Origin of the sequence: Bradyrhizobium sp. HKCCYLRH3059 (assembly GCF_051168035.1) — a bacterium.
In the GTDB taxonomy this organism is placed as follows: Bacteria; Pseudomonadota; Alphaproteobacteria; order Rhizobiales; family Xanthobacteraceae; genus Bradyrhizobium.
This window is the reverse complement of sequence record NZ_JBNPUF010000001.1, coordinates 552,459-571,580: the sequence shown is the minus strand read 5'-3', so window position 1 is coordinate 571,580 and position 19,122 is coordinate 552,459. Positions and strand designations below refer to the sequence as shown.

The following is a 19,122-nucleotide window of genomic DNA, read 5'->3' as shown; positions in this document are numbered from 1 at the left end:
CTCGTGTTTCGGACGCGGCAGGTATCACAGCCCCCGCCCTCCGTCACGAGCGGTGATTTTCCCGTTGACAGCGCTATTGACAGCGGCGCGGCAACTAGCCAAGTGAGACACCGCTTTTCAGACATTGCCAGGACGCCTGCACGTGGCCAAATCCGAGCTCGGAACCAAACGCATTTGCCCGACGACGGGCAAAAAGTTCTACGACCTCAACAAGAACCCGGTGATTTCGCCCTACACCGGCGAGGTCGTGCCGATTGCGCCGATCGCGCCCACCCGCGCCATGCGCGGCGAGGCTGCGCGCGCTGCTGCGGCGGCCGACGTGGTCGAGCCCGCGGAGGCCGAGGAGCTGGTGCCGCTCGAGGAGGCCGACGCCGAGGAGAACTCCGGCAAGGTCAAGGCCGTCGTTCCCGAATCGGAGGACGACATCGAGATCGACGAGACGCTCGACGATGACGAGGATGATGACTCGACCTTCATCGCCGACGAGGAAGAAGGCGACGAGGACGTGACCGACATCATCGGTGATGTCGGCGGCGACGAAGAATAATCGTCGAAGACACTTGAGATCAGCCGCGAACTGTGGTTCACGGTGCTCCCCGGCGGTCACCCAGACCGCCGGCTCGGTTCAGGGGCCATAGCTCAGCTGGGAGAGCGCTTGCATGGCATGCAAGAGGTCGGCGGTTCGATCCCGCCTGGCTCCACCAGCCTTCGCTCGCTTCGCGAGCTTCGGCTCGGCAAGCCACCCCAATCTGCCGGTTGCGCGAAGTGAGCGAAGGCTGTCGCGCCGTAGTCTGGACGCCGAAGCCCCCTTGGGCGGAGGCGGGAAGGCGAAGGCGGACTAGGCTCCGGGCCATGATGCCCTTCATCAATCGACTGAGCAGTTCAGCCCATCCAAGCTCTGGACGCCACGCAGCACGACCTGCCACATTCGCGCCCGTGAAGGGTCGAGGGCGGCCTGCGATGAAGTTCGTTTACATCCTGGAAAGTCTCAACGGCGAGCATTTCTACGCAGGCATCACCGACGACGTTCCGGCCCGCGTCACGAAGCACAATGCCGGTGAAGTCCCGCACACATCGAAGTTTCGGCCTTGGCGGCTCAAGACCTACGTTGCCTTCAGCGATGTGAAGCAGGCATTTGCCTTCGAGAAATATCTCAAGTCGGGTTCAGGCCGGGCTTTCGCGAAGAAGCGCCTTTAGAGCCCCCTCACCCCTCCACAACCGCATCGAGCCGCTCCCGCAGGCGCACCAGCTTGCCGTGCAGGTCGGCCAGCTCGGCGATCGAGCAGCCCGTCGCATCCAGGATCGCGGGCGGCACGATCGACCTTGCCTTGTCGCGCAGGCCCGCGCCCTGGGCGGTGAGGGTGACGATCACCTGACGCTCGTCCTCGGCCGACCGGGTCCGCTTGATCAGGTGCGTAGCCTCCATCCGCTTCAGCAGCGGCGTCAGCGTGCCAGAGTCGAGGAACAGCCGCGCGCCGATGTCCTTCACCGTCAAGCCGTCCTGCTCCCACAGCACCAGCATGACCAGATATTGCGGATAGGTCAGGCCAAGGCGGTCGAGCAGGGGCTTGTAGACGCGGTTGAAGGCGTGCGCGGTCGAATAGACTGCGAAGCAGAGCTGGTTGCCGAGCTGGAGCGGCAGGTCTGCCGCGGACTTCTTTCGCATCGAGGTCACCACAGGTCGATCCTATCGGCATCTTGAGCCCGCACGCCTCGGATCGACAACCGGCCCGGCGCACCGATCACGAATTTTCTACCGAACAATTATATTGTACACAATCTAATTGTGTGCAATATGGTCGCGCTGAATTCGTCCATCCAACCAGGAGACACCCATGTCCGTGAACGTGCTCTACAAGACCAGCGCCAAGGCCACCGGCGGCCGCGACGGCGAAGCCGCGACCCTCGACGGCTCGCTCAAGGTCAAGCTTTCCACCCCGAAGGAGCTCGGCGGCGGCGGCGGTGCCGGCAACAATCCGGAGCAGTTGTTCGCGGCCGGCTACGCAGCCTGCTTCATCGGCGCGATGAAGTTCGTCGGCTCGCAGGGCGGCCCCAAGGTTCCCGCCGACACGTCGGTGACCTCGACGGTCGGCATCGGCCCGCGCTCCGAAGGCGGCTTCGGCATCACCGTCGAGCTCGCAGTGTCGCTGCCCGGCCTCGCCAAGGCCGACGCCGAAGCGCTGGTCGCCAAGGCGCACGAGGTGTGCCCCTATTCCAACGCCACGCGCGGCAATGTCGACGTCAAGCTGAGCGTCGTCTGAGCTTCAATTCCGTCATGCGGCAGGACGGCCTCCGTTGTCCTGCCGCATGGCAGCCCTCCGTTTGCGCCGCCGCCGCAGCAATGCTTAATGATCGCGAGCTGAAACCAACCTCGCGACATCCGATGACACCCCAATTTGCTCCCGGCGCCATGGCCGGCCTGCGCGTGATCGATCTGACGCGCGTGCTCGGCGGCCCCTATTGCACGCAGATCCTGGCCGATCACGGCGCCGACGTGATCAAGGTCGAGCCGCCGGCCGGCGACGAGGTGCGTGACTGGGGTCCGCCCTTCCACGATGAGGACGCCGCCTATTTCGTCGGGATCAACCGCAACAAGCGCTCGATCGGCCTCGATCTCGCCTCCGAGGGCGGCCGCGTCGTGCTGATGCGGATGCTCGAGACGGCCGACGTGCTGATCGAGAACTTCAAGCCTGGCACCTTGGAGAAATGGGGCATCGGCAGCGACACGGTGCGCGAGACATTCCCCAAGCTGGTGCACTGCCGCATCTGCGGCTTCGGCGCGGATGGCCCGCGCGGTGGCAATCCCGGCTACGACGCGATCATCCAGGCGATGACCGGCATGATCGCGGCGACCGGCTCGCCGCAGAGCGGACCGATGCGGATCGGCGTGCCGCTGGTCGACATCACCACCGGACTCTATGCCGCGATCGGCATCCTGATGGCGCTGTCGGAGCGGCAGCGCTCGGGCATCGGTCAGTTCCTCGAGGTCACGCTGTATGAGACCGGTCTCGCGATCATGCATCCGCATACCGCAAACTACTTCATGCATGGCAAGCCGCCGTCGCTGACCGGCAACGAGCACCCGAACCTCGTTCCGTATGCGATCTTCGCGACCAAGACCGACGATATCTTCATCGGCGTCGGCAATGACGGCACCTTCCGCAAGCTCGCCAAGGAGATCGGCCGCCCCGAACTCGGCACCGATCCGCGCTTCGCCCGCAACAAGGATCGCGTCGCCAATCGCGAGGCGCTGCGCGCCGAGCTTGCCGCCGTGTTCAGCCAGTTCGAGGCGGAGCCGCTGTGCGACCGGCTGCTCGCGGCCGGTCTGCCGGCAGGACCCGTGCAGAAGATCGACCAGGCGCTGACCAATCCGCACACGATCTACCGCGGCGATGTCATCGAGAAGGACTGGTACAAGGGCGTCGCGTCGCCGATCCGGCTCGAACGCACCAAGCCGAGCCTGCGCTCCACCCCGCCGAAGTTCAGTCAGCACGCGCAGGAGGTGCTGACCGAGTTCGGTTACACGCCGAGCGAGATCGAGGCGCTGCTGTCCCAGGGCACGGTGTGCGCCGAGCGCAAGCGCTGAGGCGCCATCAGCCTGTCGTCTCTCACCGCCAGCGCCGGCCGGGGCATCGCCCCGCGGCACCGTCTCCCGCAAGTCGCTGCGTTCCGCCGCGATGAACGCGCTTTCCGCTGACGATCCAACCGGTTATACATTCACGAAACTGTCATCTCGCGCTGCTACGGCCGCGACGCCGATGACGTTTCACGGGAGGTATTCTTTAATGTCACTTCGCCAATTCTGGACGGCCGCGACTGCGGCAGTCACGCTGGTCCTGAGCGCCGCAGCCCCTGCGCATGCCGTGACCGAAATCCAGTGGTGGCATGCGATGACCGGCGCCAACAACGACGTCATCGTCAAGCTCGCCAACGATTTCAACGCCTCGCAATCCGACTACAAGGTCGTCCCGACCTACAAGGGCAACTACGCCGACACGATGAATGCCGGCATCGCCGCCTTCCGCGCCGGCAATGCGCCCCACATCATGCAGGTGTTCGAGGTCGGCACCGCCACCATGATGGCCGCCACCGGCGCCGTGAAGCCGGTCTACAAGCTGATGCAGGACGCCGGCGAGACGTTCGACCCGAAGAGCTATCTGCCTGCGATCACGGGCTACTACTCGACCTCCAAGGGTGAGATGCTGTCGTTCCCCTTCAACTCGTCCTCCACGGTGATGTGGGTCAATCTCGACGAGCTGAAGAAGGTCAACGCCGAGATCCCGAAGACCTGGCCCGAACTGTTCGAGACCGCCAAGAAGCTGAAGGCGGCCGGCCATGCGACCTGCGGCTTCTCGGGCTCGTGGGTCACCTGGGTCAATCTCGAGCAGCTCTCCGCCTGGCACAACGTGCCGCTGGCCAGCAAGGCGAACGGTCTCGACGGCTTCGACACCGTGCTGGAGTTCAACGGTCCGCTGCAGGTCAAGCATCTCGAAAACCTGGTCGAGCTGCAGAAGGACAAGACCTACGACTATGCCGGCCGCACCAACACCGGTGAGGGCCGCTTCACCTCGGGCGAATGCCCGATCTACCTGACCTCGTCGGCGTTCTTCGGCAACGTCAAGGCCCAGGCCAAGTTCGCCTTCACCGCCGCGCCGATGCCGTATTATCCGGACGCCAAGGGCGCGCCGCAGAACTCGATCATCGGCGGCGCCTCGCTCTGGGTGATGGGCGGCAAGAGCGCGGACGAATACAAGGGCGTGGCGAAGTTCCTGACCTTCCTCTCGGACACCGATCGTCAGGTCTACATCCACAAGGCCTCGGGCTATCTGCCGATCACCAAGGCGGCCTACGCCAAGGCCAAGGCCGAGGGCTTCTACAAGGATCAGCCCTATCTGGAGACGCCCCTGCTCGAACTGACCAACAAGGAACCGACGGAGAATTCCCGCGGCCTGCGTCTGGGCAACATGGTGCAGCTGCGTGACGTCTGGTCGGAGGAAATCGAGCAGGCCCTGGCCGGCAAGAAGACCGCCAAGCAGGCGCTGGACGCCGCCGTCGAGCGCGGCAACCAGATGCTGCGCCAGTTCGAAAAGACGGCCGTGAAGTGAGGCCATGAGCCGGCAGGCCGCCCCGCGGCCTGCCGGTTCGCCGACCGACCATGCAGAAGAACGCCATCTTTCAGTCAAAACTGCTGCCGTTCGTGCTGGTCGCTCCCCAGCTCGCGATCGTGCTGATCTTCTTCTATTGGCCCGCGATCCAGGCCGTCATCCAGTCGTTCCTGCTGCAGGACGCGTTCGGCCTGTCCACGAGCTTCGTCTGGTTCGAGAACTACGCCGACCTGCTCAGCCAGCCGGACTATTTCCAGGCCATTCTCCGCACCTTCGGCTTCTCCTTCGCGATCGCGCTCTCGTCGCTGTCGGTCGCACTGCTGCTCGCGGTCATGGCGGATAAGCCGTTGCGCGGCGTCACGCTGTACCGGACGCTGCTGATCTGGCCCTATGCCGTGGCGCCGCCGGTGGTGGGCGTGCTCTGGATCTTCATGCTCCACCCGTCGCTCGGCGTGATCTCGCGCTATCTGCGCGCTGTTGGCATCGACTGGAATCCGCTGCTCGACGGCGACCAGGCGGCGCTGCAGATCATCCTCGCGGCCGCCTGGAAGCAGATCTCCTACAACTTCCTGTTCTTCCTCGCCGGGCTGCAGAGCATCCCCCGGAGCGTGCTCGAGGCGGCCGCGATCGACGGCGCGCGGCCGATGCGGCGGTTCTGGACCGTGACCTTCCCGCTGCTGTCACCGACCATCTTCTTCCTGCTGGTCATCAACATCGTCTACGCCTTCTTCGAGACCTTCGGCATCATCGACACGATGACCCGCGGTGGTCCTGGCAAATCCACCGAGACGCTGGTCTACAAGGTCTATACCGATGGCCTGCTCGGCGGCAATCTCGGCTCGTCGGCCGCACAATCCGTCGTTCTGATGGTCATCGTCATCGTGCTGACGGCGATCCAGTTCCGCTTCGTCGAGCGCAAGGTGACCTACTGATGGTCGAGCAAGAAGGCATTCGACGCTACGTCGCGCACGCCATCCTGTGGATCGGAATCGCGATCGTCGCGTTCCCGGTCTATCTCGCATTCGTCGCCTCGACGCAGGACAATGCGGTGATCGCCAACGGGCAGATGTCGCTGCTGCCTGGCGGGCACTTCCTGTCGACCTACTATCAGACGATCTTCGTTGGCACGAGCGGCTCGACCCGCGAGCCGGTTGCGACCATGCTTTTGAACTCGCTGGTCATGGCGCTGCTGATCGCCGTCGGCAAGATCGCGATCTCGATCATCTCGGCCTATGCGGTCGTCTACTTCCGCTTCCCGTTCCGCATGGCGATCTTCTGGCTCATCTTCATCACCCTCATGCTGCCGGTCGAGGTGCGCATCTATCCGACCTACAAGATCGTCGCCGACCTCCACATGCTCGACAGTTATGCCGGGCTCGCGCTGCCGCTGATCGCGTCCGCCACCGCCACGCTGCTGTTCCGCCAGTTCTTCATGACGGTGCCGGACGAGCTGCTGGAGGCGTCCCGCATCGACGGCGCCGGGCCGTTCCGCTTCTTCTGGGACACCCTGCTGCCGCTGTCGCGCACCAACATGGCGGCGCTGTTCGTGATCCTGTTCATCCTCGGCTGGAACCAATATCTCTGGCCGCTGCTGATCACGACGCGCGACGACATGCAGACCATCCAGATCGGCATCCGCAAGATGATCACGACGACCGACGCGCTGACCGAGTGGCCGATCGTGATGGCGACGGCCGTGCTCGCGATGCTGCCGCCGGTGTTCGTCGTCGTCGTCATGCAGCGCCTGTTCGTCAAGGGGCTGGTGGAGACGGAAAAGTGACGAAGGGGCGAATAGCGAATGGCGAGTGGCGAATAGGGATGTTCGCGCAACGGCTCGCTTCGTCCCCTTCCCTATTCGCCACTCCCCATTCGCTATTCGCTAGGTAACCACCAATGGCCAACGTCACCCTCCGCAACGTCCGCAAGGTCTACCAGGGCGGCTTCGAAGCCATCAAAGGCGTCGATGTCGATGTCGGCGACGGTCAGTTCTGCGTGCTAGTCGGGCCGTCGGGCTGCGGCAAATCCACCCTGCTGCGGATGGTCGCGGGGCTCGAGACGATCACCTCGGGCGAGATCGACATCGGCGGCCGCATCGTCAATGCGATCGAGCCGGCGGATCGCGACATCGCGATGGTGTTCCAGAACTACGCGCTCTATCCGCACATGACCGTCTACAACAACATGGCCTACGGCCTGCGCAATCGCGGCATGGCGGAAAAGGAGATCAGGACGCGGGTCGAGGACGCCGCACGCATCCTCGAGCTCGGCACCATGCTCGAGCGGAAGCCGCGCCAGCTCTCCGGCGGCCAGCGCCAGCGCGTGGCGATGGGCCGCGCCATCGTGCGCCAGCCCAAGGTGTTCCTGTTCGACGAGCCGCTCTCGAACCTCGACGCCAAGCTGCGCATCGCGATGCGGGTCGAGATCCGCAAGCTGCAGCGCCGGCTCAACACCACCGCGATCTACGTCACCCACGACCAGCTCGAGGCGATGACGCTCGCCGACATCCTGGTGGTGATGAACGGCGGGAAGGTCGAGCAGATCGGCAATCCGCTCGAGATCTATCAGCGTCCAGCCACCACCTTCGTCGCGTCCTTCATCGGCGCGCCGCCGATGAACCTGATGCCGACCGATGGCGTGCGCGCCCAGTTGCTCGGCGCCGACGCGGTTCCCCAAGAAGCGGGCCAGCTCGGCATCCGGCCTGAGGATTTCCAGCTTGGCGACACCGTTCCGGCGGGCGGGATCGGGCTCGACCTCCGCGTCGAGGCGATCGAGCATGTCGGCGCCGAGACCTATGTCTACGGCGCACGCCAGGACACGGGCAGCGATGACCGGCTCTCCGCGACCGCCAACGACATCATCGTGCGGCTGCCGGGTACCGCCGCGCCGGAGATCGGCGCACGGATTCGCGCCGTGGCACCGCGGGCCAAGCTGCATCTGTTCTCGGCCGACGGCCGTCAGCGGCTGTCCGTTTAAACCCTTCCACAGACAGGCTGTTCCGGCGCATTCGGGGTGCTTGAACGCGCCCCGGATCGTGCCCATATTGCTGCTCAAGGGGTGCCGTCAGGGCCCTGATACATCAAAGTCGCTTCGAGAGGACTTTGTAAACCATGTCTCGTGTTCCTTCGCTCTCCAGTCCGTTCCTGCTGGGCTTCGACGAGATCGAGCGCGTGCTCGACCGCGTCGTCAAAGGTGCCGACGGCTATCCGCCCTACAATATCGAGCGGTTCGAACGCACCAATGGCCAGCCCGAGCGTCTGCGGATCACGCTGGCGGTGGCGGGTTTCACCCGCGACCAACTCGATGTCACCATTGAGGAAAACCAGCTCGTCATCCGCGGCCGGCAGCAGGACGACAAGACCAGGCAATACATTCATCGCGGCATCGCCGCGCGCCACTTCCAGCGCACCTTCGTGCTGGCGGAGGGAATGCATGTGCTTGGTGCGGACCTGAAGAACGGGCTGTTGTCGGTCGATCTGGCCAGGCCAGAGCCTGAGCGGATCGTTAAGACAATAGCGATCAATGAACACGAATAATGGTTTGATGGAACGAGTAGCGGACTCGACCGCTTGAGTCTCAGAAGGAGTCGAGACCATGACTGAAGGTAATGTTGCGTCGGAATCCCCCGTCTCCCTGGAGTCGCTGGCGACCTTGGGCGAGGGCCACATCGCTTACGTGAAGCAGATCCGCTCCGAGGACGTACCGGGACTGTTTCCGCAGGCGCCGCACATCGCGCCGGGACTGAAGCTGTTCGCCTTGCATGCCGCCGACGGCACGCCGATCATGCTCACCGACAGCCGCGAAGCGGCGATCGCGAATGCGTGGAGTCACGAACTCCAGGCCGTGAGCGTCCACTGACGCAAAGGCCGAGCCGCAGCGCTGACAACGGCCGCTTCTCGTGAGACTCAACGCTCATTGAGACGCGATGCTCACGAGGAGCATGCAGCTCACGGACTGACACGAGGGCGGTCCCTGGAAACGGGGACGGCCCTTTTTTCTGCTCGTAACGATGGCCGCGCATGACCTTGATGACGACACCCATGAGCCCGGCCGGACTGCGTGCAGATCCTGCGCTTGCGGACGCGCTGCTCGCGCTCAACAATGCGCATGCCTCCGAGCTGTCGTGGCTCACGCCCGAAACGCTCATGCAGCTGCTCGATCGGGCATGGCTGGCCTGGCGAATTGGCAGGGCCGATGCGCTGATGATCGCGCTCGACCACGCCGCCGTCTACGATAATCCCAATCACCGCTGGTTTCGCGCGCGCTACGATCGGTTCGTCTATGTCGACCGCATCGTGGTGGCGCCGGCCGCCCGCGGCCGGGGCCTGGCGCGGCAGCTCTATGAGGAGCTGATTCGGGAGGCGACCGCGGCGGGCCACGACCGCATCGTCTGCGAGGTCAATCTGGATCCGCCCAATCCGCAGTCGGACGCGTTTCATGCTGCGCTCGGCTTCGCGCCGCTGGCGACGGCCGGCATCCATGGCGGCGCCAAAACGGTGCGCTACATGGCGAGATCATTGCGATAGCCGGCCAAGGACGAAGCGGCTGCTGAAGTGCGTTTGAGAAATTTGTTTCCGTCGATGTCCGGAACGGTCGATTTGACAACCAGATACAATCCGACCCGGTTTAAGGCGAAGGTGTCCAATCCTTAAGTTGTCCCTGTTGCGGCACGCGCTAGTCCGATGTGTGACGAGCATGTGTAGGGATGGCAGATGCATGGATCACGGCTTGATGCAGGCGTCTTTCGAGAGCTTGCGCTCGGGACCCTACCCAACCGGCACGTCTTTCTTGACAGTCCTCCGCCTGGGCCCAGCCCTTACTACGTCATCTGCAACAGCGTGCCGAAAGCGGGGACGTACCTGCTGGTCGAACTCGTCAGAGCGCTGGGCGGTCATGTCGATGTCGGCTATCACACCTACACGTCATCGATCAGCAAGCTGAATCCCGACGGTTCGCTCGACTACGGACGCGCGCTTCCGGCCCCGCTCTGGGCGTCGGCCCTGCGCTCCGGCTACTCCTGCGCCTCGCACACCGAGTATTGTCCGTATCTCGAGCAATACCTCCTGGGCAGACCGGAACACAAGATGCTGTTCATCGTCCGCGATCCCCGCGACATCGTCGTGAGCTGGGTCGACTTCGTCTACCACTCGGCGGCCTATCCGAAGATGCGGAAGTGGAACGCCTATCTGCGGTCGGCCGGATCGGCCGCTCACCCCGATGACGCCTCCCGAATCACATCGACCCTCCTCTCCTTGCCCCGATCGGGCATCAAGAAGTTCATGAGCTGGCTGGACTCGCCAGCCTGCCTGACCGTGAAGTTCGAAGAGCTCTATTCAGAGCTCGCGATCGACGATGTGGCGCGGTCGTCGTTTCCTGTCCTCAACCGCATCTGCGACTACCTGGGACTTCCGCGCAAGACGGCCGCGGAGCTCGATGTGCTCGGCCGCGGCCTGACGTCGTCGGGACGCGGCCGGAAGGTCGGCATCTACAGGGAGCGAATGACGCCGCATCATTTCGACCTGCTCCGCAGCGAGGCATTCCAGGAGCTCGTCGTCGAGTTCGGCTACGAGCCGACGCCGTTGCACACGCCCGCGCGGACGAACGGGTTCGGGGCCGCGCGGAGGCTCGCCAGCAGGCTTTGTCGGTCCTTGCGGGGCGGCGCGATACGACGTCAGGCGGCGGAAGCGGGCGGCAGCGCCAACACCGAATAGATCGCCTGGGCGTCGCGCGAGGCACGGAGCTTCTTGGCGACATCCTGGTCGCGGAGCAGCCGGGCGATCCGCGCCAGGGCCTTCAGATGGTCGGCGCCGGCGCCTTCCGGCGCCAGCAGCAGGAACACCAGATCGACCGGCTGGCCGTCCATGGCCTCAAAATCGATCGGCCGCTCCAGCCGGGCGAACAGGCCGAACAACTTCTCCAGCTTCGGCAGCTTGCCGTGGGGAATCGCGACGCCATACCCGACGGCCGTGGTTCCGAGCTTCTCCCGCTGCAGCAGCACTTCGAACACGTTGCGCTCGTTCTGCCCGGTCAGCGCGGCCGCGCGCGCGGCAAGCTCCTGCAGCGCCTGCTTCTTACTGATGACCTTCAAAGCCGGCACGATCGCCTCGGGTGCGACCAGATCGGTAATCGGCATAGGGCGTTCCGAGGTGATTGAACCGTCAGGGTGCGAAATAGGTCGGGACAGACCGGCGTCAAGAAGCTGAGGCGGCAGGCGGGCTTAACCCGTGTCCGATGGGTGGGCTTCTACCCCAACGCAACGGCCGTGCCAACACCCGCAAGCGCGTTCCCGCAGCCTATCCTTAAAGATCGCCGGAGCGTGGCGGCCTGAAGGCGCCAGCGCCCCAACCGCTTGATCGCATCCCTTCATTGCCGTGGCGTGACGTCGCAACCGGTCCGCCAACCACCTGATCGGGAACCGGTTTTCGTGCCGCCGGGAGATCCCTGGAAGGCGTCCGCGCGGCTACGGTTTCACCGCCGGCGGATCGACCCAGCCGATATTGCCGTCGGCGCGGCGGTAGATGATGTTCACCCGGCCGCTGGAACCGTGCTGAAACACCATGCAGGGCGCGCCCGAAAGATCGAGCTCCATCACGGCTTCGGACACCGACAGGCGCTTCAACGCCGTGGTGTTCTCGGCAATGATCACCGGGCTGTAGCCGGTGATCTCCTCGTCGCCCTCGGCCGGCGCCTCGATCACGTAGCTCGGCGCATCCAGCACCGCGCCGTCGAGATTGGCGAGCGCCGCATTGGCGGCGTGGGATTTGCGCCCCGAGCGGTCCTTCAGCCGGCTCTTGTAGCGGCGCAGGCGCTTCTCGATCATCAGGAGCGCCTGGTCGGCGCTGGCATAGGCGTCCGGCGCGTTCGATTCGGCCTCGAGGGTGATGCCCGAATCGAGGTGCAGCGCGCAATCGGTCTTGAACCCGAAACCGTCCTTGGAGAGCGTGACATGGCCGGAATAGTTGCCGTCGAAGTATTTTCGCAAGACTTCGTCGGTGCGCTCGCTGACGCGCCCACGCAGCGCTTCGCTGACGCTGATGCTCTTTCCGGAAATCCGCAGGGTCATGTGTCGCCTCGATTCATGTGAACCAAGTATGACACTAAGCCTATTTGGTTAAGGCGCAATCGCGGGGCACGGTCAAACTGACGCGGCATCCCGGGTGCGGTCGGCGCTGGCGGGAGCCGAGAGGGCATGCGCCAGCATGCTCTGCTTGTCGCGGCGGCGCTGCACCGAGGACGGGATCCGCATCGCCTCCCGGTATTTCGCGACCGTGCGGCGGGCGATGTCGATGCCGGCGGTCCGCAGCTTCTCGACGATGGTGTCGTCGGAGAGAATTGCGGAGGGATCTTCCGCATCGATCAATTGCTTGATGTGATGGCGCACGGCTTCCGCCGAATGCGCCTCGCCGCCATCAGCCGATGCGATCGAGGCGGTGAAGAAATATTTCAGCTCGAACGTGCCGCGATTCGTCGCCATGTATTTGTTGGCGGTGACGCGCGACACGGTCGATTCATGCATCTGGATCGCATCCGCAACGGCCTTCAAGTTGAGCGGCCGCAGATGCGCGACACCGTGGGTGAAGAAGCCGTCCTGCTGGCGCACGATTTCGGTCGCCACCTTCAGGATCGTGCGGGCGCGCTGATCGAGCGCGCGCACCAGCCACGTCGCATTCTGCAGGCAGTCGGTGAAGTAGGACTTGTCGCCGTCCTTGCGGATCGTCTTCGACAGCTCGGAGTAATAGTGCTGGTTCACCAGGACGCGCGGCAGCGTGTCGCTGTTGAGCTCGACCAGCCAGCCGCCGTCGGGACCCGGGCGCACGTAGACGTCGGGCACCATGGTCTGTGTGCGCGTGGTGCCGAACTTCAGCCCCGGCTTCGGGTCGAGCCTGCGGATCTCGCCGATCATGTCGACGAGGTCCTCGTCGTCGACGCCGCACAGCTTGCGAAGAGCGACGAAGTCGCGCTTGGCCAGGAGATCGAGGTGCTCAACCAGCGCCTGCATCGCCGGATCGTAGCGATCGAGCTCGCGCAGCTGGATCGCGAGACATTCGCTCAAATTGCGGGCGCAGATGCCGGGCGGATCGAAGGTCTGCAGCACGCCGAGCACCGCATCGACGTCGGCCTGCTCGGCGCCGAGGCGGTCGGCGGCCTGGCCGAGATCGGCGGGCAGATAGCCGGCCTCGTCGACGAGATCGATCAGGTACTGGCCGATCATGCGGTCGGCCGGCGCGGTGAAGGCCACCGCCGCCTGCTCGGCGAGATGATCCGACAGCGTGGTCTCGGCCGCGACAAAGGCTTCGAGATTGTAGTCCTCGTCGCCCGAGGCGCCACCGCCCCATTCGGTGTAGGTGGTCGGCGCGGCGTCCTGCGCGTTGCGCGCCGCGGCCTCCGCCGGCTCCTCGGAGAACACGTTGTCGAGTCCGGTGTCGAGCGTCTGTTCGATCTCCGTACGGGTGCCGAGATCGCGGCTCATCCAGTCTTCCTGGGCGCCCTCGAAGCTGTCGCCGCCGCTGCTGCCGGCCTCGCCGAAATCGTCGCCGCCGGTCTCGCCACCTTCCGGGAACTCGGCGCGCTCGGACATCTGCTGCTCGCCCGCGACCGGCGTTTCCGGACCGTCGCTGGCCCGCTCCAGCAGCGGATTGCGCTCCAGCTCCTCTTCGACGAACGTGGAGAGGTCGAGATTGGACAGTTGCAGCAGCTTGATCGCCTGCATCAGCTGCGGCGTCATCACCAGCGACTGCGACTGGCGGAATTCTAATCTCTGCGTCAACGCCATGGGAGCAAGAACATTCCCTTACTGGTCCAATTCTTGCTTATCCTAATCCGCGCGCGATGTACACGGCTTGACGAATAAGAAAAACGGAGTATGGCGCGCGCGGAAGACGCCGTTACCGGCCCGCGAGGACTCGCTGGAAACAGCGTTGATCGTAGTGGTTCCGTCGCCTGTCGCGATCGCGACAACAGCCTGCGAATACCGCGTCGGCAATCCTACAGCCGGAATTCCTCACCGAGATACAGCCGGCGCACGTCGGGATCGGCGACGATCTCCTCCGGGCTGCCTTCGGTGAGAATCTGCCCCGCGTACACAATGTAGGCGCGGTCGGTGAGGCCGAGCGTCTCGCGGACGTTATGGTCGGTGATGAGCACGCCGATGCCGCGGTTGGTGAGATGGCGCACCAATTGCTGGATGTCGCCGACCGCGATCGGATCGATGCCGGCGAACGGCTCGTCGAGCAGCATGTAGTTCGGGCGCGTCGCCAGCGCGCGGGCGATCTCCACGCGGCGACGCTCGCCGCCGGACAGCGCGATCGACGGCGACTTGCGCAGCCGCGTGATGGTGAATTCTTCCAGCAGCGCGTCGAGCTCGCGCTCGCGCTTCTTGCGCGAGGGCTCGACCACTTCGAGCACGGCGCGGATGTTCTGCTCGACGGTGAGGCCGCGGAAGATCGAGGCCTCCTGCGGCAGGTAGCCGATGCCGAGCCGCGCGCGCTGATACATCGGCAGCCGCGTCACGTCGTGGCCATCGAGCTCGATGGCGCCACGATCGGCCTTGATCAGGCCGGTGATCATGTAGAAGACGGTGGTCTTACCGGCGCCGTTCGGCCCGAGCAGGCCGACGGCCTCGCCGCGGCGGACATAGATCGACACTCCCCGCACGACCTGGCGGCTGCCAAAGCTCTTCTCGATCGAATGCACGGCGAGGAAGCCCGGCCGGCGCAGCAGTTGCGGACCGCCCCCCGCGCCATTGTTGCGCGGCTTGGCCGGCATCGGCTGCGAGGCCGGCCGCTTGCGCTGGATCTGCTCGGTGTTCTGCGGCGAGCGCGGATTGATGCGCGGCACCGTTTCATCGCGCACGGAGTCGGCGAGCGCGGCGAGCGGATCATCGCTGTAGGAATTGCCGAACGGATCGTCCATGGCCGTGATGTCGTCGCGCCGGCGCGAGGAGCCTCGCTGGCCGCGCTTGGCGGGACGCCCACGAAACATGCCGAGTAGATCCACCATCCCCGCTTCGCTTACGCCCTTCGAGGCTGCCCGTCATCGACCGCAGCGCTGGCTCGCCCGCTCACCGCGAGCGAACGCATCTCACCTCTCGCGGATCACAGGGAGCGCGAGGCCGGCCAAAGCGCGGCAGGCCGCGCTTCGGAGTTTGTCGTCTGACGGCGAAGTCGCGGTCGCCACGCAGGCGACCGATCGCAAGATCGCAATCGTGTCCGGCATCACTCTTTCGCAGCCACGCAACGGGTTCCACGGCCTCCCGTTGCATCGGCCCTGCGACAGAACCGCCCGCTCGCTAGATAGAGGCAGCAACGGCGCGGTTCAACTGGGCCGCCGGCGTTTTGCTAAATAATTGAAGTCACTTCGATTTGCCTGGACCGAGCTGCAGCGGCGCGGCGCTGCCCGGAGCCGAGGCCGTCGACGAACCGCAGCCGCCGCCGGCGCCGGCGCCCGCGCCCGCCTGCGGCAGCAGCACCTGGACGCCGCGCCCGCTGTCGGATTCGACGCGCGACACGCCGGTGGTCATGTCCACCGTCAGCCGGTCGCCGCGCATCACGTTCTTGCACTGGGTCAGCACCACGCCGCCCTGCATCGAGATCATGTTGGTCTTGGTGTCGTAGACCGCGGTCTCGCCGGTCACGACCTGGTCCTTCTGGGTCACCTTGACGTCGCCGCGCGCCTCGAGACGGCGGATCGCCGAGCTGCCGTCCGGCCCAGGCGTCGCCGCCGGCGTGGCCTTGGTCGCCTTGGCGCCGCCCGGCTGGGCGCCGCCGTCGTAGAACACCACCAGCGACTTCGAGGTCATGGTGGTGTCGCCCTGCACGACCTTGACGTTGCCGGTGAAGGTCGCCTCCTTCTTCTTGTCGCGCATCTCGAGCGCGGCGGCCTCGATCTGGATCGGCTGGTCGCGATTCTGCGAGAACCCCTGCAGCGCGTTGGGCACGCCGGTGGTCGCGCTCTGCGCCTGCGATGAGTCGGCAAGCGCGAGCAACGCCAGCGCGGCGAAGCCGGCGCCGCGAATCGCTACGGGAATGAAACGGCACGTGGTCATGAGGTCACTTCACGTTGCGGGCCGGACGGCCGGGATCGGCGCTCGCCGTCGTGGCCGGAGCGGCATTCATGTTGTCGAGGTTCATCATCACATTGCCCTCGAAGCGGATGACCTCGCCATTGTCGGTGATGCGCAGGCGGTCGGCGGAGAGCGTGCCGTTGGTGAGCTTGACGTCGACGCGCTCGTCCGAGCTCACGGTGCCCTTGGCCATGTCGACCGAGGCCCGGCTCAGCCGCGCCTCGTAGCCCGTCGACGTCGTCAGCAGGATATCCTTCGTCAGCTCGAGCTGCTGCTGCTTGGTGTCGAACACGCCGGTATTCGCCTTCAACGTCACCGTCGACTGATCCTCCATCAGCACCTTGGCGCGGAGGATGTTGAGCTCGACGTGATCGGGATCGGTGAGGTCCTGCACCGCGCTCCGGGCGACGAGATCATACGGCCGCTGGTCCGGCGTGAAGCCGGTGAGATGCGGCGTCTCCATCGTGATCTTGCGGCCGGAGATGACGAGGTTGCCGGTGAGATTCGGGGTGTTGATCTCCATGTGGAACGGATTGAACAGCGCGATGCCGATCACGACCGCCATCGCCAGTCCCACCGCCGCCGGCACCGCGACCCGCAGCACGCGCACGAAGCGGCTGTGGCGCGCCGCGACCGCGAAGCGCGCCTGCAGGGTGGGATCATAGGCGGGGTTGTGGACCGAGTTCACCAGGGCTCCGACGGACACGGGGAGGCGCGCGAAACAGCGCCCATCCTACCATGGACGCCTTCACCATTGCAGCCTGGAACTGGCGCGAAATCGCGACGCGGGGCGGCTTGCGATCATTACGAGACATTAATGATCGTGAACGCGCCCGCGATTCGCCGGCTTCAGGAATGCGCGAAGATGTCCTCGGCCTCGAATCCGCCCAGATCGAGCGTCGCGCGGTGGGGCAGGAACGCGAAACAGGCCTGCGCCAGCGCCAGCCGCCCTTCGCGCGCCAGCATCCCGTCGAGCTTTTCGCGCAGCGCATGCAGATGCAGCACGTCGGAGGCGGCATAAGCGAGCTGCGGCTCGCTGAGCTGCTCGGCGCCCCAGTCGCTCGACTGCTGCTGCTTGGAGAGATCGACGTTGAGCAGCTCGCGCACGAGATCCTTCAGGCCATGGCGGTCGGTATAGGTGCGCGCCAGCCGCGAGGCGATCTTGGTGCAATAGACCGGCTGCGGCATCACCCCGAACGCGTGAAACAGCGCCGCGACATCGAAGCGCGCGAAGTGGAAGATTTTGGTGATGTCCGGGTTGCCGAGCAGCGCCTTCAGGTTCGGCGCGTCGGTGTGCCCCTTGGGAATCTGCACCACGTCGGCCGAGCCGTCGCCGGGCGACAGCTGCACCACGCACAGCCGGTCGCGGTGCGGATTGAGCCCCATCGTCTCGGTGTCGATCGCGACCGACGAGGTATAGCGGGAAAGATCAGGCAGGTCGCCGCGGTGCAGGCGTACGGTCATGGCTCTCAAAACCTCGTCGAATCGAAATCGGACGCGACGGGCCGGAGCAACGCCGCGGGAAGCGCTCGGGAACCGGCTGTAGCCCGGCGCTGGTAACCAACCGGCAAACGCGCCGGGCCGGTCCGGAGATCAGCCGTGGGAATGCCAGCCCCGCCGCCCGGGCGCAAGGGCCGGACAGGGCCAGGTGATCGCATCTCAAGTGATCGCATCTGAGGCGGCGCCGGCAGTGTCTCCGCGGCCGTTCGAGGCGGCGCCGTCGTCATTGAGGGCGGTCGACCCGCTGGTTGCATCGCGCCAGATCGCACCCGATCGATCGATGCAACTCTTGCATTGATCGATGCCGCCTTTGGCTTGGACAGAAATAGCCACTGGCCCTACGCGTGATATTGTCGCAGGACTTCGCATCTGGAGCGCAGCGACCCAAGGCGGTCTGCAGCATCTGCCCAACAACGACATAATCAACTGAGGAGGAAGCCAAGATGAAGGCACTTACAGGTATCATTGCGGCCGCTGTGCTGGCGGTCTCGTCGCCGCTGGCGACCGCGCGCGATTTCCGCTCCGCCGACGTGCACCCCGCCGATTATCCGACCGTTGAAGCCGTCAAGTTCATGGGCAAGCAGCTCGCTGCCGCGAGCGGCGGCAAGCTCGGCGTCAAGGTGTTTCCGAACGGCGCCCTCGGCTCCGAGAAGGACACGATCGAGCAGCTCAAGATCGGCGCGCTCGACATGATGCGGATCAACTCCTCGCCGCTCAACAATTTCGTGCCGGAGACCGTCGCGCTGTGCCTGCCCTTCGTGTTCCGCGACACGCAGCACATGCGCAACGTCCTGGACGGGCCGATCGGCGACGAGATCCTGGCGGCCATGGAGCCCGCCGGCCTGATCGGCCTCGCTTATTATGACAGCGGCGCGCGCTCGATCTACACGGTCAAGGCGCCGGTGAAGTCGCTCGCCGACCTCAAGGGCCTGAAGATCCGCGTCCAGCAGTCCGACCTCTGGGTCGGCATGATCCAGAGCCTCGGCGCCAACCCGACCCCGATGCCCTATGGCGAGGTCTACACCGCGCTCAAGACCGGCCTCGTCGACGCCGCCGAGAACAACTGGCCGTCCTACGAATCCTCGCGCCACTTCGAGGCCGCCAAGTTCTACAACGTCACCGAGCACTCGCTGGCGCCCGAAGTCCTCGTGATGTCCAAGAAGGTCTGGGACACGCTGAGCAAAGAGGATCAGGCGATGATCCGCAAGGCGGCAAAGGAATCCGTGCCGGTCATGCGCAAGCTCTGGGACGAGCGCGAGCAGACCTCCCGCAAGACCGTCGAGGCCGCTGGCGTCCAGGTCGTGACGATCGCCAACAAGCAGGAATTCGTCGACGCGATGAAGCCGGTGTACCAGAAGTTCGCTGGCGACGAGAAGCTCTCGAGCCTCGTCAAGCGCATCCAGGACACCAAATAAGAGTAGCGACGCAAAAATCGCGACTTCAAAGACATCTACCAAG

The 19,122-nt window shown here is 65.0% G+C and carries 21 protein-coding genes and 1 tRNA gene; 14 read left to right on the top strand and 8 right to left on the bottom strand.

Features of this window, described 5'->3' with window-relative positions; genetic code table 11:
* The first annotated feature begins 142 nt into the window (after nucleotides 1-142).
* The 3 genes from ACQR13_RS02705 (at nucleotide 143) to ACQR13_RS02695 (ending at nucleotide 1,197) form a co-directional block, all read left to right on the top strand.
* Nucleotides 143-547, top strand: coding sequence for a TIGR02300 family protein (locus ACQR13_RS02705; protein ID WP_315716883.1), 405 nt, complete (start codon nucleotides 143-145; stop codon nucleotides 545-547).
* An 81-nt stretch (nucleotides 548-628) separates the two neighbouring features.
* Nucleotides 629-704 (top strand) — tRNA-Ala (locus ACQR13_RS02700).
* A 148-nt stretch (nucleotides 705-852) separates the two neighbouring features.
* A complete protein-coding gene (locus tag ACQR13_RS02695; protein ID WP_315750466.1) occupies nucleotides 853-1,197 on the top strand; it encodes a GIY-YIG nuclease family protein in 345 nt (114 codons plus the stop codon).
* Between the two features lie 7 nt (nucleotides 1,198-1,204).
* On the opposite strand, the gene ACQR13_RS02690 is transcribed toward ACQR13_RS02695, so the two are convergent.
* The gene (locus ACQR13_RS02690) at nucleotides 1,205-1,666 is read right to left on the bottom strand and encodes a MarR family winged helix-turn-helix transcriptional regulator (protein ID WP_315750467.1); all 462 of its coding nucleotides are present in this window, start codon (nucleotides 1,664-1,666) and stop codon (nucleotides 1,205-1,207) included.
* 169 nt (nucleotides 1,667-1,835) lie between these two features.
* Here ACQR13_RS02690 and ACQR13_RS02685 point away from each other — a divergent pair, with 169 nt between their 5' ends.
* From ACQR13_RS02685 to ACQR13_RS02640, 10 genes are all read left to right on the top strand, one after another.
* Entirely contained in the window at nucleotides 1,836-2,261 is a 426-nt protein-coding gene (locus tag ACQR13_RS02685; RefSeq protein WP_009026309.1) for an organic hydroperoxide resistance protein, read from the top strand.
* Nucleotides 2,262-2,383: 122 nt separating this feature from the next.
* Nucleotides 2,384-3,586: a CaiB/BaiF CoA transferase family protein gene (locus ACQR13_RS02680; protein WP_434844655.1), complete on the top strand. Its 1,203-nt coding sequence runs from the start codon at nucleotides 2,384-2,386 to the stop codon at nucleotides 3,584-3,586.
* Between the two features lie 199 nt (nucleotides 3,587-3,785).
* Nucleotides 3,786-5,105, top strand: coding sequence for a sn-glycerol-3-phosphate ABC transporter substrate-binding protein UgpB (gene ugpB, locus ACQR13_RS02675; protein WP_315716880.1), 1,320 nt, complete (start codon nucleotides 3,786-3,788; stop codon nucleotides 5,103-5,105).
* Nucleotides 5,106-5,155: 50 nt separating this feature from the next.
* Nucleotides 5,156-6,037 carry a sn-glycerol-3-phosphate ABC transporter permease UgpA gene (ugpA, locus tag ACQR13_RS02670; protein WP_315716879.1) on the top strand — a complete coding sequence of 294 codons (882 nt, stop codon included), beginning with the start codon at nucleotides 5,156-5,158 and terminating at the stop codon, nucleotides 6,035-6,037.
* Nucleotides 6,037-6,885, top strand: coding sequence for a sn-glycerol-3-phosphate ABC transporter permease UgpE (ugpE, locus tag ACQR13_RS02665; RefSeq protein ID WP_315716878.1), 849 nt, complete (start codon nucleotides 6,037-6,039; stop codon nucleotides 6,883-6,885). Before ugpA ends, ugpE begins: the two co-directional genes overlap by 1 nt.
* A 113-nt stretch (nucleotides 6,886-6,998) precedes the next feature.
* The gene (locus ACQR13_RS02660) at nucleotides 6,999-8,078 is read left to right on the top strand and encodes a sn-glycerol-3-phosphate import ATP-binding protein UgpC (protein ID WP_315750470.1); all 1,080 of its coding nucleotides are present in this window, start codon (nucleotides 6,999-7,001) and stop codon (nucleotides 8,076-8,078) included.
* A 134-nt stretch (nucleotides 8,079-8,212) separates the two neighbouring features.
* The gene (locus ACQR13_RS02655; RefSeq protein ID WP_006613108.1) at nucleotides 8,213-8,638 is read left to right on the top strand and encodes an Hsp20 family protein; all 426 of its coding nucleotides are present in this window, start codon (nucleotides 8,213-8,215) and stop codon (nucleotides 8,636-8,638) included.
* A gap of 58 nt (nucleotides 8,639-8,696) precedes the next feature.
* The gene (locus ACQR13_RS02650; RefSeq protein ID WP_009026315.1) at nucleotides 8,697-8,960 is read left to right on the top strand and encodes a DUF1150 family protein; all 264 of its coding nucleotides are present in this window, start codon (nucleotides 8,697-8,699) and stop codon (nucleotides 8,958-8,960) included.
* Nucleotides 8,961-9,121: 161 nt separating this feature from the next.
* Nucleotides 9,122-9,628, top strand: a complete 507-nt coding sequence (locus tag ACQR13_RS02645; protein WP_315750471.1) for a GNAT family N-acetyltransferase — start codon at nucleotides 9,122-9,124, stop codon at nucleotides 9,626-9,628.
* Between the two features lie 312 nt (nucleotides 9,629-9,940).
* Nucleotides 9,941-10,813, top strand: a complete 873-nt coding sequence (locus ACQR13_RS02640; RefSeq protein ID WP_316170021.1) for a hypothetical protein — start codon at nucleotides 9,941-9,943, stop codon at nucleotides 10,811-10,813.
* On the opposite strand, the gene ptsN is transcribed toward ACQR13_RS02640, so the two are convergent.
* The 7 genes from ptsN to ACQR13_RS02605 all read right to left on the bottom strand — a co-directional run bounded on the left by ptsN (nucleotide 10,774) and on the right by ACQR13_RS02605 (nucleotide 17,628).
* Entirely contained in the window at nucleotides 10,774-11,235 is a 462-nt protein-coding gene (gene ptsN, locus ACQR13_RS02635; protein WP_315716874.1) for a PTS IIA-like nitrogen regulatory protein PtsN, read from the bottom strand. The genes ACQR13_RS02640 and ptsN overlap by 40 nt on opposite strands.
* A gap of 327 nt (nucleotides 11,236-11,562) precedes the next feature.
* Nucleotides 11,563-12,165: a ribosome hibernation-promoting factor, HPF/YfiA family gene (gene hpf / locus ACQR13_RS02630; RefSeq protein WP_315741249.1), complete on the bottom strand. Its 603-nt coding sequence runs from the start codon at nucleotides 12,163-12,165 to the stop codon at nucleotides 11,563-11,565.
* Between the two features lie 72 nt (nucleotides 12,166-12,237).
* A complete protein-coding gene (gene rpoN / locus ACQR13_RS02625; protein WP_316201870.1) occupies nucleotides 12,238-13,875 on the bottom strand; it encodes an RNA polymerase factor sigma-54 in 1,638 nt (545 codons plus the stop codon).
* A gap of 212 nt (nucleotides 13,876-14,087) precedes the next feature.
* The gene (lptB, locus tag ACQR13_RS02620) at nucleotides 14,088-15,101 is read right to left on the bottom strand and encodes an LPS export ABC transporter ATP-binding protein (RefSeq protein ID WP_315741251.1); all 1,014 of its coding nucleotides are present in this window, start codon (nucleotides 15,099-15,101) and stop codon (nucleotides 14,088-14,090) included.
* A gap of 352 nt (nucleotides 15,102-15,453) precedes the next feature.
* Nucleotides 15,454-16,146, bottom strand: a complete 693-nt coding sequence (locus tag ACQR13_RS02615) for an LptA/OstA family protein (RefSeq protein WP_315825671.1) — start codon at nucleotides 16,144-16,146, stop codon at nucleotides 15,454-15,456.
* A gap of 4 nt (nucleotides 16,147-16,150) precedes the next feature.
* Nucleotides 16,151-16,852: an LPS export ABC transporter periplasmic protein LptC gene (lptC, locus tag ACQR13_RS02610; RefSeq protein WP_315716868.1), complete on the bottom strand. Its 702-nt coding sequence runs from the start codon at nucleotides 16,850-16,852 to the stop codon at nucleotides 16,151-16,153.
* Between the two features lie 161 nt (nucleotides 16,853-17,013).
* The gene (locus ACQR13_RS02605) at nucleotides 17,014-17,628 is read right to left on the bottom strand and encodes a ribonuclease D (RefSeq protein ID WP_315716867.1); all 615 of its coding nucleotides are present in this window, start codon (nucleotides 17,626-17,628) and stop codon (nucleotides 17,014-17,016) included.
* Nucleotides 17,629-18,107: 479 nt separating this feature from the next.
* Between ACQR13_RS02605 and ACQR13_RS02600 the strand changes: the two genes are divergently transcribed.
* Nucleotides 18,108-19,079, top strand: coding sequence for a TRAP transporter substrate-binding protein (locus ACQR13_RS02600; protein ID WP_434862560.1), 972 nt, complete (start codon nucleotides 18,108-18,110; stop codon nucleotides 19,077-19,079).
* Nucleotides 19,080-19,122: the final 43 nt, after the last annotated feature.

Coding starts and splice junctions, on each gene's coding strand:
- lptB (WP_315741251.1), bottom strand. CDS start 15,101: ATGGTGGATCTACTCGGCATGTTTCGTGGGCGTCCCGCCAAGCGCGGC.
- ugpE (WP_315716878.1), top strand. CDS start 6,037: ATGGTCGAGCAAGAAGGCATTCGACGCTACGTCGCGCACGCCATCCTG.
- ACQR13_RS02605 (WP_315716867.1), bottom strand. CDS start 17,628: ATGACCGTACGCCTGCACCGCGGCGACCTGCCTGATCTTTCCCGCTAT.
- ptsN (WP_315716874.1), bottom strand. CDS start 11,235: ATGCCGATTACCGATCTGGTCGCACCCGAGGCGATCGTGCCGGCTTTG.
- ACQR13_RS02695 (WP_315750466.1), top strand. CDS start 853: ATGATGCCCTTCATCAATCGACTGAGCAGTTCAGCCCATCCAAGCTCT.
- ACQR13_RS02655 (WP_006613108.1), top strand. CDS start 8,213: ATGTCTCGTGTTCCTTCGCTCTCCAGTCCGTTCCTGCTGGGCTTCGAC.
- rpoN (WP_316201870.1), bottom strand. CDS start 13,875: ATGGCGTTGACGCAGAGATTAGAATTCCGCCAGTCGCAGTCGCTGGTG.
- ACQR13_RS02680 (WP_434844655.1), top strand. CDS start 2,384: ATGACACCCCAATTTGCTCCCGGCGCCATGGCCGGCCTGCGCGTGATC.
- ACQR13_RS02660 (WP_315750470.1), top strand. CDS start 6,999: ATGGCCAACGTCACCCTCCGCAACGTCCGCAAGGTCTACCAGGGCGGC.
- ACQR13_RS02685 (WP_009026309.1), top strand. CDS start 1,836: ATGTCCGTGAACGTGCTCTACAAGACCAGCGCCAAGGCCACCGGCGGC.
- ugpB (WP_315716880.1), top strand. CDS start 3,786: ATGTCACTTCGCCAATTCTGGACGGCCGCGACTGCGGCAGTCACGCTG.
- ACQR13_RS02645 (WP_315750471.1), top strand. CDS start 9,122: ATGACCTTGATGACGACACCCATGAGCCCGGCCGGACTGCGTGCAGAT.
- ACQR13_RS02600 (WP_434862560.1), top strand. CDS start 18,108: ATGAAGGCACTTACAGGTATCATTGCGGCCGCTGTGCTGGCGGTCTCG.
- ACQR13_RS02650 (WP_009026315.1), top strand. CDS start 8,697: ATGACTGAAGGTAATGTTGCGTCGGAATCCCCCGTCTCCCTGGAGTCG.
- ACQR13_RS02690 (WP_315750467.1), bottom strand. CDS start 1,666: ATGCGAAAGAAGTCCGCGGCAGACCTGCCGCTCCAGCTCGGCAACCAG.
- hpf (WP_315741249.1), bottom strand. CDS start 12,165: ATGACCCTGCGGATTTCCGGAAAGAGCATCAGCGTCAGCGAAGCGCTG.
- ACQR13_RS02615 (WP_315825671.1), bottom strand. CDS start 16,146: ATGACCACGTGCCGTTTCATTCCCGTAGCGATTCGCGGCGCCGGCTTC.
- ugpA (WP_315716879.1), top strand. CDS start 5,156: ATGCAGAAGAACGCCATCTTTCAGTCAAAACTGCTGCCGTTCGTGCTG.